8 protein-coding genes, 1 rRNA gene and 1 riboswitch are annotated in these 13,069 nt (G+C 46.6%); of the genes, 8 read left to right on the top strand and 1 reads right to left on the bottom strand.

Annotation, left to right across the window (positions count from 1 at the left end):
- The first annotated feature begins 134 nt into the window (after positions 1-134).
- From rrf to DFP97_RS29290, 7 genes are all read left to right on the top strand, one after another.
- A 5S ribosomal RNA gene (gene rrf, locus DFP97_RS29320) occupies positions 135-251 on the top strand.
- A gap of 465 nt (positions 252-716) precedes the next feature.
- Positions 717-2,075: an arsenic transporter gene (locus tag DFP97_RS29315; RefSeq protein ID WP_114384206.1), complete on the top strand. Its 1,359-nt coding sequence runs from the start codon at positions 717-719 to the stop codon at positions 2,073-2,075.
- 320 nt (positions 2,076-2,395) lie between these two features.
- Positions 2,396-2,857, top strand: coding sequence for a CtsR family transcriptional regulator (locus tag DFP97_RS29310; RefSeq protein ID WP_114384205.1), 462 nt, complete (start codon positions 2,396-2,398; stop codon positions 2,855-2,857).
- Positions 2,858-2,892: 35 nt separating this feature from the next.
- On the top strand, positions 2,893-3,414 hold the full coding sequence (gene mcsA / locus DFP97_RS29305; protein WP_114384204.1) for a protein-arginine kinase activator protein McsA: 522 nt from the start codon (positions 2,893-2,895) through the stop codon (positions 3,412-3,414).
- A gap of 24 nt (positions 3,415-3,438) precedes the next feature.
- On the top strand, positions 3,439-4,518 hold the full coding sequence (gene mcsB, locus DFP97_RS29300) for a protein-arginine kinase McsB (protein ID WP_114384203.1): 1,080 nt from the start codon (positions 3,439-3,441) through the stop codon (positions 4,516-4,518).
- A gap of 2 nt (positions 4,519-4,520) precedes the next feature.
- Positions 4,521-6,980: an ATP-dependent protease ATP-binding subunit ClpC gene (gene clpC, locus DFP97_RS29295; protein WP_114384202.1), complete on the top strand. Its 2,460-nt coding sequence runs from the start codon at positions 4,521-4,523 to the stop codon at positions 6,978-6,980.
- 174 nt (positions 6,981-7,154) lie between these two features.
- Positions 7,155-7,249: riboswitch (cyclic di-GMP riboswitch) on the top strand.
- Positions 7,250-7,356: 107 nt separating this feature from the next.
- Positions 7,357-11,862, top strand: a complete 4,506-nt coding sequence (locus DFP97_RS29290) for a DUF6531 domain-containing protein (RefSeq protein ID WP_181873728.1) — start codon at positions 7,357-7,359, stop codon at positions 11,860-11,862.
- A 17-nt stretch (positions 11,863-11,879) separates the two neighbouring features.
- Here DFP97_RS29290 and DFP97_RS31815 read toward each other — a convergent pair whose 3' ends face one another.
- The gene (locus DFP97_RS31815; RefSeq protein WP_245976644.1) at positions 11,880-12,365 is read right to left on the bottom strand and encodes a hypothetical protein; all 486 of its coding nucleotides are present in this window, start codon (positions 12,363-12,365) and stop codon (positions 11,880-11,882) included.
- Positions 12,366-12,656: 291 nt separating this feature from the next.
- Here DFP97_RS31815 and DFP97_RS32435 point away from each other — a divergent pair.
- Positions 12,657-13,069, top strand: a 413-nt coding sequence (locus tag DFP97_RS32435; protein ID WP_220271203.1) for a hypothetical protein, incomplete at its 3' end; no start/stop codon positions are given.

Raw genomic sequence — 13,069 nt, 5'->3', positions numbered from 1 at the left:
GCAGCTGACGAATACTAATCGGTCGAGGGCTTATCCTAAAACCGTTTGCCTGGACCCATACATCCGGCAGACAAACAGCTAAAGTTCAGCAGCAACTTCTTTCGTATCCGGTTTTCAGCGTGCAAAACGCTACGTTTGGTGGCGATGGCGGAGGGGAACCACGCGTTCCCATACCGAACACGACCGTTAAGCCCTCCAGCGCCAATGGTACTTAGACCGCAGGGTCTTGGGAGAGTAGGACGTCGCCAAGCACGAGAGACCTATCGCATGATTGCGATAGGTTTTTTGTTGTTTTTATTTAGTTATTTGCGTAAACGGAGCAAACTCTCATCTACCTAACTGCGAATCATCCATTTTTTGTGAAAATAGGTTGACTGCTTATAGCAAACGTAATCCTTTAAACATATTAATATAGTATAAACTACCTTAAGAGATAAATGATATGGAGTTACAATTGCAAGATGTTTACTAGATTTGTAGAGAAAGAGGGAAAAGTCATGTTCATCATTTTATCGGTTTTGATAATGTCGGGCTTATTCATTTATATGCTGTTGAGCCCTCCCCTTACCAAAGAACGCTCTGTACGAATAACACGCGGGGCACCGGCGAACGAGCAAAATTACAAGCTGAGCATTATGAGTTTGAAAGAAGAACAGCATTCACACGAGTAACCATACCAAGCGAATACGACAGGTGGCCGAGGGGAGTGAACAAAAGTGTACGGACCGGCCGTCATTTCAGTTACTATTTTCATCTTTTTGGTGACGACATTACTTATTATTTGGCGACCAAAAGGAATAAACGAAGCGATTCCCGCAACTGGAGGGGCGATTCTCATTCTGCTCAGCGGCAGCGTCTCGCTCTCTGATTTAGCTGTTATCACATCAACGGTAAGCGGTGCTGCGATTACCATTATCGCAACGATTGTTATGGCTCTTGTACTTGAAAGCATTGGTTTTTTTTATTGGGCGGCTGAAGGAATGGCAGCGAGAGCGAAAGGCTCAGGAATACGGCTTTTTTGGTACGTCAACCTTCTTTGTTTTTTGATGACACTGTTTTTTAATAATGATGGCAGTATTTTAATTACTACTCCTATTCTGCTTATATTGCTGCATAATATGGGACTAAAAAATCATCAAAAAATACCTTATCTTTTGTCAGGAGCTCTTGTTGCAACAGCGTCAAGCGCACCGATCGGCGTCAGTAATATCGTAAATTTAATCGCATTAAAAATAATTGATATGAGCTTGTATATGTACACACTTATAATGATTGTACCTGCAACACTCGGCTTATTAGTGCTTGTCAGCCTTATTTTTTTTGTAGTATATCGTGATTTGCCTCGAAACCTTCCCATTAGCTTCCATCAATCTCATCCTAACTACATCAATCCCAAAAACCATCCGCTGAAGCATGAACATAGTTCCGTACAAAAAGCTTATAATCCTAAGCTTATGAGAAATATATTATTGTTTGTTTTCGCCATACGAATAAGCTTATTCATAGCTTCCTACTTCTCTGTGCCGATTGAATGGGTAGCTGTTGCAGGATCTGCGATACTGCTGGGTTGGAGATGGATCTATTTGAAAAAACCACCAACCGACTTGCTTAGCAAAACACCATGGCATATATTAGTTTTTGCATTCGGCATGTATGTGATTATATACGGTTTGCACAACATCGGACTGACCAATGCGCTCGTTGATCTGTTTCGGCCGCTCGTATCAGGCAACTTGCTTAATGCGAGTTTATTGATGGGTGGATTGTTAGCGGGTATGTCCGTTCTGTTTAACAATCATCCGGCATTAATGGTAGGGACGCTAACATTGACCGAAATGAACTTAGACCCGCTAACGCTCAAAATTGCCTATTTAGCCAATGTAATTGGCAGCGACATCGGTTCGCTTCTTTTACCGATTGGTACACTTGCCTCATTGATTTGGTTTCATATCTTGAAGCAGCATAATGTGAAAATCGGATGGAAGGATTATATTCGTGTGACGGTCATCGTTATCCCTCCTGCATTACTGTTTACACTCGTTGTGTTGTATTTATGGGTAAACTGGCTTTTTTGAGTAAAATAATTGGGAACGGTGTCTTTATTTGACGGCGCTCATTTCGATTTGCCTGCGAGGCGAAGGATTGAGCGTTTTTTTCATGTTCAATTTGGTTAAGTGATGTATAAACGGGTATTAACAGCACCAAGCTAATAAAAAATGAATATTCGGAACACTTGACCTTTTTCTAAAATTGCATATAATAAAATCAAAGTCAAAGAAAGTCAAAGTCAGTTGTCCGAATATTCGGTGTTCGACTTAGGGAGCTGAAGAAGACTTATTTTGATTTTCAAGGTTCAAAATTGGTTTTATTGGTTATTCTCAGGGAGGTTGGTGGTTTGCGTAACATTTCCGATCTCATCGAACAGTATTTGAAGCACATGCTCCAGGACAGCCCGGAAGGCGCAGTCGAAATTCAGAGGAATGACTTGGCTGACAAGTTTTCTTGTGTACCGTCACAAATCAACTATGTCATCAGTACCCGTTTTACCATGGAGAAAGGATACATGGTTGAAAGTAAGCGCGGCGGCGGAGGCTATATCCGAATACAAAGGATTGATCTTCCGGCACTTAAAGCGATTCAATACCATATCGAACAAACGATTGGTGAGTGTGTCGATCAAAGTGCGGCAGAAGGACTTATTTATCAGCTTGAGGAAGCGAGGCTCGTTTCGAAGCGCGAGGCAAATTTACTCCGTGCAGCAGTACAGCGCGAGACGATTGCGCTAAAGCTGCCTCTGAGGGATGAAATGAGGGCGAGATTGCTTCGGTCAATGCTCATCTCATTGCTGGTTAAATAACGCGAAACCGTTAATACCGGGAGGAGGGATCAGGCTTGTTTTGCCAAGAATGCGGTAAAAAGCCGGCTACACTTCATTTTACAAAAATAGTTAACGGTGAGAAGACCGAATTCCATATTTGCGAAAGCTGTGCTCGTGAGAAGGGGGAAAGCATTCCAGGCGCGCCGAATAGTTTTTCTATTCACAGCTTATTGTCAGGACTTCTTGATTTCGAGCATATTGCCGGATCAAATATTGGTGGCATCAAGCAGCCGACACTGAGATGTGAGGAATGCGGACTGACTTATGCACAGTTCAGCAAGATCGGAAGATTCGGCTGCAGTTCATGTTATCGTGAATTTGCTGAAAAGCTCGATCCTCTTCTTAAACGTGTGCACCTCAGCACCGTTCATACTGGTAAAATCCCGAAGCGTTCAGGCGGACAAATTCAATGTAAGCGGGAAATCGAACAGCTTAGACGGGATTTGCAATCCAAAGTCGAGCACGAGGAGTTTGAAAGCGCGGCTCAGTTAAGGGATCGAATAAGAGAACTGGAGCGCAAAATTGCAGACCTGTAAGCTGGCATGGAAGGAGTGTAACTCTTGACAAAGCATCGATTCTCACAGCATGCATTGAGTGACTGGATGAAGGGTGAAGGTCCTGAATCTGAAATTGTCATCAGCAGCAGAATACGGATTGCACGCAATCTTCGCAATCAACCCTTTCCAATGCTTGCTACGAATCAGCAATCAAAGGATGTTATGGAGCAGCTCACTGAAGTGAGTCAATCAGGCAAGCTAAAGTCGATCGGCCGATTTGAGACCATCCTGCTGTCGGAGATTAGTGAGCTCGATAAACGGGTACTTGTGGAGAAGCATTTAATTAGTCCTAACTTAGCGAATGAATCACGATGCGGAGCCGTTATTTTAAGCGATAACGAATCTGTTAGCATAATGATTAACGAAGAAGATCATTTGCGCATTCAATGTTTATATCCAGGTTTCCAAATACAGGAGGCTTGGTCATTGGCTAGCGGAATTGACGATATTTTTGAAGAAGCAGCCGATTATGCATTCGATGAGAAGCGCGGTTACTTAACGACTTGCCCGACTAATGTCGGCACTGGCATTCGGGCGTCGGTCATGATGCATTTACCGGCATTGGTACTGACATCGCAAATAAATCGCATTTTATCAGCGGTTACTCAGGTTGGCTTAGCGGTAAGAGGCTTGTATGGCGAGGGCAGTGAAGCGCTTGGCAATTTGTTTCAAGTGTCCAACCAAATTACGCTGGGGCAATCCGAGAACGAAATAATTGATAACCTGTATAGTGTAGCAAGGCAAATTATCGAGCATGAGAAAGCGGCCCGCAAGCGGTTAATGGAAGATTCTCGATTGCGGATTGAGGATCGTGTGAAACGCTCATACGGCATTTTATCCTACGCCTCCATTATGGATTCCAAAGAAGCGGCACAGCGGTTGTCGGACGTGCGGCTTGGCGCGGATCTCGGTATTTTGTCAAACGTAACGCCGCAAGTATTGAATGAGCTTTTGGTTATGACGCAGCCCGGATTTTTACAGCAAACCTTCAACGAGAAGATGAGTCCGGAGCAGCGAGATTTCAGGAGAGCAGAACTCATACGCAAGCAATTGCGTGGTGAAACTGATTATGGGGGTGCATGACTATGATGTTTGGACGATTTACGGAACGGGCACAGAAGGTGCTTGCATTGGCGCAGGAGGAAGCGGTTCGACTCGGACATAACAATATCGGCACGGAGCATATTTTACTTGGCCTTATTCGCGAAGGTGAAGGGATTGCGGCTAAAGCTCTAATTGGATTAGGACTTGGATTGGAAAAAATTCAGGATGAGGTAGAAGCATTGATCGGCCGGGGACAAGAGCAGCCGAACAATATCGCTTATACGCCGCGTGCGAAAAAAGTCATTGAGCTTTCCATGGATGAAGCAAGAAAGCTTGGACATACGTACGTAGGTACGGAGCACATTCTACTCGGTCTTATCCGTGAAGGCGAAGGTGTTGCGGCGCGCGTGCTGAACAACCTTGGCATCAGCCTGAATAAAGCACGTCAGCAAGTGCTTCAGCTGCTTGGCAGCAGTGAAGCCGTATCGAGCAGCCATGGTTCGACTGCAAATGTAAGCACGCCGACGCTTGACGGGCTTGCAAGGGACCTGACAGCGTATGCGAAGGAAGGCAATCTGGACCCGGTTATCGGCCGCAGCAAAGAAATTGAGCGCGTTATCCAAGTGCTTAGCCGCCGGACGAAAAACAATCCGGTGCTAATAGGGGAACCGGGCGTTGGTAAAACAGCGATTGCCGAAGGCTTGGCCCAAAAAATTATCGCTAACGAAATTCCTGAAACCTTGCGCGACAAGCGCGTCATGACGCTTGACATGGGCTCTGTTGTAGCAGGAACGAAGTACCGCGGTGAATTTGAAGATCGTTTGAAAAAGATCATGGATGAAATTCGCCAAGCCGGCAATATTATTTTATTCATCGATGAGCTTCATACTTTGATTGGAGCCGGCGGAGCTGAAGGTGCGATTGATGCTTCGAATATTTTGAAGCCTGCGCTGGCGCGAGGCGAGCTTCAATGCATTGGTGCAACAACGCTGGATGAATACCGGAAATATATTGAGAAGGATGCAGCGCTAGAGCGCCGCTTCCAGCCGATAACGGTTGATCAGCCTTCTCCAGAAGAAGCGATTCAAATTTTGTACGGTCTTCGTGACCGCTATGAAGCCCATCACCGGGTGAAAATTACGGACGATGCGATTGTTCAAGCGGTAAAGCTGTCGGATCGTTATATCCCGGACCGTTTCTTGCCGGACAAAGCGATAGATCTTATTGACGAGGCAGGCTCGAAGGTTCGTTTGAATTCATATACAGTACCGCCGAACTTGAAGCAGCTTGAAAATCGTCTGGAGGACATCCGCAAGGAGAAGGACGCAGCGGTTCAAAGCCAAGAATTCGAGAAAGCGGCAGCGCTTCGTGATACGGAGCAAAAAATTCGCGAAGAGCTTGACGTAACGAAAAACCAATGGAAAGAAAAGCAAGGCCGTACCGATTCTGAAGTAACACCTGAGGATATCGCTCAGGTCGTGGCAAGCTGGACGGGTATTCCGGTCAGCAAGCTGGCAGAGGGCGAAACGGAGCGTCTGCTTAATATGGAAGAGATCCTGCATGGACGCCTTATCGGGCAAGACGAAGCGGTTAAATCGGTATCGCGTGCCATCCGCCGTGCCCGTGCCGGTCTGAAGGATCCGAAGCGTCCGATTGGTTCGTTTATCTTCTTAGGTCCAACGGGTGTTGGTAAGACGGAGCTTGCAAGAGCGCTTGCTGAAGCGATGTTTGGCGATGAAAATGCGGTTATCCGCATCGACATGTCAGAGTACATGGAGAAGCACTCGACCTCACGTCTTGTCGGAGCGCCTCCTGGATATGTCGGCTACGAGGAAGGCGGTCAATTGACCGAGAAGGTTCGCCGCAAGCCTTACTCTGTAGTTCTGCTCGATGAAATCGAGAAGGCTCATCCGGAAGTATTCAACATTTTGCTCCAGGTGCTGGAGGACGGCCGCTTGACTGATTCCAAAGGCCGCGTCGTCGATTTCCGCAATACGCTAATCATTATGACGTCGAACGTTGGCGCTGATCAAATTAAACGCAACTCTTCGCTAGGCTTCACTGCCGTTCAGGATGCGGGACGCGATTTTGCGCAAATGAAAGACAAAGTGATGGCCGAGCTGAAGAAAAGCTTCCGTCCTGAGTTCCTGAACCGGATCGACGAGAGCATCGTGTTCCACTCGCTTGGCGAAGAGCACATTGCGCAAATTGTAACGCTCATGTCTGATGAGCTGCGCAAGCGTCTGCGTGAACAGGAAGTGGATTTCGTGCTCACGGATGCGGCGAAGAGCTTCCTTGCGAAGGAAGGCTACGATCCGCAATACGGAGCGCGTCCGCTGCGCCGGGCGATTCAGAAGCATATCGAGGATCGCTTATCCGAAGATTTGTTGATGGGCAAAATTCAAAAAGGAGATACGTTCACCATTGACGAGAAAGATGGCGCATTGACAGTAACAAAAGCAATTCCGGAGCCGGAAACAGAAGAATCGGCAACGAAATAAGAAGAAATGAAAGACTGCCCCGTAAGCAGAATGCTGCTGACGGGGCAGTTTTTGTTATTGAGTACAATAATCGATCCCATAGGCATGCCTTTATTCCTATTATTCTTTTTATCAAAACTAGTAAAAAAAGGTTGAGGAACCATGAATCTATTATGTAGGATATAGGAATCAATATTTCGATAAAGGCAAAGTTCTCGAAAGGGAATGACGCAAAGTCATGGGTCTAAGGTCTAGAGTGAAGTCTAGATGATGATCGCCAGACTGCCGAACGATATGGTTACTGGCATAGGGACTCACTCCGTTCTAACCCAGACAGACTGCATTCGTTTCGGATGCGGTTTTTTTGTTTTTGTCAGAAAAAATGGGAGGAATTAGGATGGGAGAGAAAAATAGTAGAGGTTGGAATCGCAAAAAGAAAGGTAGATTGAGACGATGGATGATAGGGTTCTTTGTATGCTTGTTCGCTTTAACCTCTGTGCCCTTTCAATCTGCCCGGCCTGTAGAAGCTGCGCCTCCTTCAATAGCAGACGAATTGCTTGGAGACTGGTTACCCCAGCCGGGAAATCAGAGTACGCCTTCTCCTTTTGGTCCGAATCGAAGCGAGCAGGGAGAGCCTGATGTACCATCGCTTGGTGATCACGGAGCAAACAGCGAAGCAGATGAAGGACAGCCTGAAGATCCCGTACTGCTTCCTTCGGGGTCGCTGACCTTCATTGAACAAGATATCGAATGGGAAGCTCCAGGTTTTCCCGTTACTTTACAACGCATGTTCTCAAGTGAAAGAAACGAGGCGGGAGGGGCATTCGGCGCTGGCTGGTCGCATCCATACGAACATAGTTTGACCATGTACGCTGACTTTGACATTGTAGAAACCCGCCCGGACGGTACGGAAGTTCGTTACGTCTTTGATCCGGGTGACGACTCAGCCATCCTGGATGAATATGACGGCGACTCGCTCATTTATTATGATTTAAGTCAAGGATCGTATACCTCAGAAGAGCCATATGGTCTGAAATTGGATCGGATCTCAGCCCGGGAGTACCGGTTAACGGAGCCTGACGGTACGGTTTATACCTTTCTTGGTTATGGAGCAGCTTGGCGGGAAGGCAGCGTGCCTTCTGCTGGAAAGCTGAAATCTATCCAAGATCGCAACGGAAATTCAGTAAAGCTGACGTATGATTCACAAGGTCGACTCGAAAGAATTGCCGATAGTATCGGGCGGTATGCCGATTTATCATATAACTCGGCAGGACGAATCGTATCCGTGAAAGATCCTTTGGCGCGCAACTTTACATACAGTTATGATCACAGGGGCAATTTGAGCACAGCTGTCGCTCCAGATGGGAGAACGTGGAAATATAGTTACGACGGAGAGAACCGCTTAACGGGTATTTTAGATCCGGAGTTGGTTCAATCCACTTTTGCATACGAAGGGGATAAGGTCAAGACATACTGGAAAGGGCAAGCGATCGTTTACCAGTATGCTTACAGTGAATCCGCCGTTGTCCGTACCGATGCTTTGGGAGGCCGAACCCGGTATGACTTGGATGAAAACGGACGGATCCAAAAAATGACCGATGCTTCCGGGGCGGCACTTGAATACAGCTATACTGAAACAGGACGTTTATCTTCAACTGAGAGCGAATCATCTAAAACAACAGTTGTTTATAACGGTCAAGGACTGCCTGTCGATGAACTTGGCAGCGATGGAATTCGTACATTGACAACTTATAACGAATGGAATCAACCGCTGAAGTTGACCGTTCGTTCTGAAAATAAATTTTCAAATGAAACGGAAACCAGCGCGGAACGTCTCTGGAGCTATGAATATGACGATCGCGGGAATCTGATAAAATTGATCCATTCTGACGGCTCGATTGAATCATGGACCTATAATTCCAGAGGCCTGATGCTCACTCATATGGATCGACTTGGCTATACGACCAAGCACAGCTATAACTCACTCGGTCAGACAGTAGAGATAGCGGATGCAGATGGATCCAAATCGGCGTTCACCTATGATGCGTTGAACAGGCTCTTGACAACTCAATTAAACGGCAGCCATCATCAGACGTTTGTCTATGATAACGGGGACCGTCTGATTGAATTAACCGATGCGACGGGAGGAAAGCATCGTTCGGAATTCGAATCGAATGGCCGTCTGGAGCGTTCAATTGATCCCGAAGGTTTAATTACAAGCTATGCTTATGACGCTGCCGGACGTTTGGATTCTGTTATATCGCCTGGCGGGTACAAGAGTGAGTTCCGTTACGATGCGATGGGCCGGAAGATTGAAGAAAGAGGTCCTCATGACGCTGCGGTAACGTTCAAATATGATAAGCTGGGTCGTTTAATTGAAAAATCCGGAACATTTATACCTAAAGAAACTTATGCATACGATCACGATAGCCGTTTAATTTTTCGTAGTATCGGACAAGAGTCAACGAGTTTTTCTTATGATGCACAAGGTTGGCTCAACGAAATGGAGACTGCGGGTAAAACGACCAAGTTGACGTACGATGTATGGGGCAACGTAATTGAAATAGAGCTTCCGGATGGCGGAAAACTATCTCGTATGTATGATGTAAACGGACAGGTGACGGAAGCGACGGATGCGACAGGAGCCACGATGCATTATACCTATGATGCGGAAGGGCAGCTCATCCGGGAAAAGGATGCGCTCGGCCGAGTTACAGAGATGACCTACGATAAGCTGGGTAATTTAATTTCTTCGAAAGATCCGGCTGGCAATGTTTCGGTTTACGTTTATGATGCCCAGGGGAATATCCGTGAAGTGACGGACCCATTGGGCCATAAAACAAACATGGCTTATGACGGGATGGGCCGCCTTCTGTCGGTAACCGATCCGCTTAGCCGAACGGAAAAATATGAATATGACGCTTCAGGGCGGTTACTAACGCATACGGAGTCAAACGGATCCCAAACGAAGTTTTCATATGGATTGGATGGAGAACTCGCTGAAGTAACGAGTCCTTTGTCGTTAACAACGGCATTTGCTTATGACGGACTCGGGAGGATAACGAAGGTAACCGATCCAAAAGGAAATATCACTACTGTCGCTTATAAGCCCGATAAGCGGGAGGTGCACCTAACCGATCCGTTGGATCAGACGTCGATTGCCCGTTTCGACGAGCTTTACCGGATGTCGGAACGTATTGATCCATTGGGCCGTTCGACACGCTGGACTTATGACGAAACAGGTCTGTTATCTACTATAATCGACCCGGCTGGCTTGCTGGAGACCGTCAAGAATGCGCTTGGGGGAACGATCGCTTATCGTTATGACGCAGCAGGAAGATTGATTGAGGAGAAAGACCCTAAAGGTGCTGTAAACACATACCATTATGATGAAGTGGACCGTTTAATCGAGTCGATTGATCCGGAAGGCGCCGTAACTCTGTATAAGTACGATACGGCTGACAACTTAATCGAATATACGGATGCGCTTGGATATAAGTGGACATCCGCCTATGATGCCGAATCTCGTCCTGTTCGACAAACCGATCCGCTTGGCCGTTCGATTCAATGGCATTACGACAAGCTTGGCAATGTGGAAAGGGAAATCGACGAACGGGGAGGAGTTGCCTCTTACGATTATGATGCCATGAGCCGGCTGACGGCAATGGTGGATGCGAAGGGGAATAAAACCTCCTTTAACTACGATGCGGCAGGCAATCTGATCAAACAGATTGATCCGCTCGGTCAAGCAGTTGAATATGTTTACGATGAACGGGATCAAATGGTCCGTATGATCGATGAAATGGGTTATCCGAATGACTTCATCTACGATGCTGAAGGCCGGATGATTGAACGAATCGATGCCGAGAACCGATCAACGGAATACAAATTCGATCCTGTTGGCCGCATGGTGCAGGTAATCGATGCGCTTGGGTATGTAACCGATTATGCTTATGACGTGAATGGCAACCAGGTGTCGCTAATCAATGCGGAAGGTTCGCAAACAAGCTGGACCTATGATGCCTTGGGTCAAATGATGGAAGAAATAAATGCGCTCGGTGAGACTTACCGTTATTCATATGACTTGGCAGGGAATCTGACGATGGAAACCGATCCATCGGGAAAGATCACTTCACATGTTTACAACAAACGAAATGAACGGATTCAGACCCTATTTCCGAATGGAGAAACATTGTCTTACGCTTACGATGCGCTTGGCAATCTGAAAGAGGCAAATACGGGGCTTGACCGTAAATCTTTTACGTACACAGCGGTTGGTTTGATAGACGAAGTTACATATGGGAACTGGAATAAAACCATACGCTTCGGCTATGACGAGACGGGAAACCGCACATCGGTGACGGATCCGGAAGGCCGAGTAATGACGTATGCCTATGACGAGCTTCACCAGCTATCATCTTTCATCGATCCTGATGGGCAGCAAACATCATACCAATACGACCCTGCCGGAAAATTAACAAGCGAGATGCTGCCAAACGGTATAGAGACTGCATATACCTATACAGCAAATGGCTGGTTATCCAAGATTGATTATCAAGGTGCTGGATATAACCGTTCATTCTCTTACTCTTACGATAAAGTCGGTAATCGTCTGCTGCAGTCGGAAGAGGATGGGGCGATGACCCGGTTTGCGTACGACGATTTAAACCGGCTGATTGAAGTAACCTATCCGAAGGATAAAATTGAGCAGGTAAAATCTCAAAATTACAACCCGCCAAAAGGAGCGGACAAGATCAAGGTTCCGCTCGAATTGCAGCGATGCCCGGGAGCGAAGACGAAACGCCTGCCGATGCTGGCGGCAATAATAACGGCGGCAGTAACGGCAGCAATAACGAAGGCAATAATGGCAATGATAAAGGTAAGGGAAATAGAGGGAATATAAGGGTTTTGGCGGCCCAATTAGCGAACGGCAATGGTAATGGCAACGGAAACGGCAATGATAGTGTTAATGAAAATAGCAAAGATGATAACGGTAATGGTAATAGCAAAGATAATGGCAATGAAAATAGTAATAGTAATGGAAATGGAAATAGCAATGATAACGGTAATGGCAATGGAAATAGCAATGATAACGGCAACGGCAACGGCAATGATAACGGCAATGGCAATGGCAATGGAAACGGCAACGGCAATGGAAACGGCAACGGCAACGGCAACGGCAACGGCAATGGAAATGGCAATGGTAATGGTAATGGTAACGGCAATGGCAACGGCAACGGCAACGGCAACGGCAATGATAACGGCAATGGCAATGGAAACGGCAACGGCAATGATAACGGCAATGGCAATGGAAACGGCAACGGCAACGACAACGGAAATGGCAATGGCAATGGCAATGGCAATGGTAATGGCAATGGCAATGGTAATGGTAATGGTAATGGCCATGCTAAAGAGGATAGTCCTGGGTTTGGTAAACCCGATCGTGATCGTGCAAAAGTGAAGCCCAATAACGGAAAAGACAAGGATAAAGATAAGGATAAGGATAAGGATAAGGATAAGGATAAGGATAAAGGCAAGCCTGAAGATGCCGGCTCAAAGAAGGCCAAGCCTTGGAAGGAATTCCACTGGCAATTGCTTGAAGGCGAGCTATCCCTCTATCCTGAACGTCCGGATTATTTAATTGATCCGGTCGGAGAGGTTTCCTATGCCTATGATGCCGTAGGAAACCGGACCGCAATGAACGCAGACGGTCAGGAAACGACATATGCCTATGATGCGGCTAACCGAATGATCAGGGCGGGCGAAGAAACGTTCATCTATGATAAAACCGGTAACAGGGTTGAACAAACCGGAGCCCAAGGTACGATCCAATACGCGTATACGGATGACAATCTCCTTTCGGGCGTTTATTATCCGGATGGAACAAATGTGGAATACAGATATGACGGTCTTCGTCAGAAGACGGCCCGGTCACAGAAGTATTACGATATCGATAAGATTGAACAAAAAGCGGAAGAAATACGCAATATTGCAGGCGATTCATCTGGAGCCAAAGGGAAGGAAAATGCGATCACACGCGGCAACGGAAAGAAAACGGGATTGCATAACGGACTGTACGACAGCGCGTTGTCGTATGAGAAGACCTTGTA

This window comes from Paenibacillus prosopidis (assembly GCF_003337375.1).
GTDB classification, from domain to species: domain Bacteria; phylum Bacillota; class Bacilli; order Paenibacillales; family Paenibacillaceae; genus Pristimantibacillus; species Pristimantibacillus prosopidis.
The sequence above is the reverse complement of the archived record's forward strand: the minus strand, read 5'-3'. Positions and strand labels throughout refer to the sequence as shown.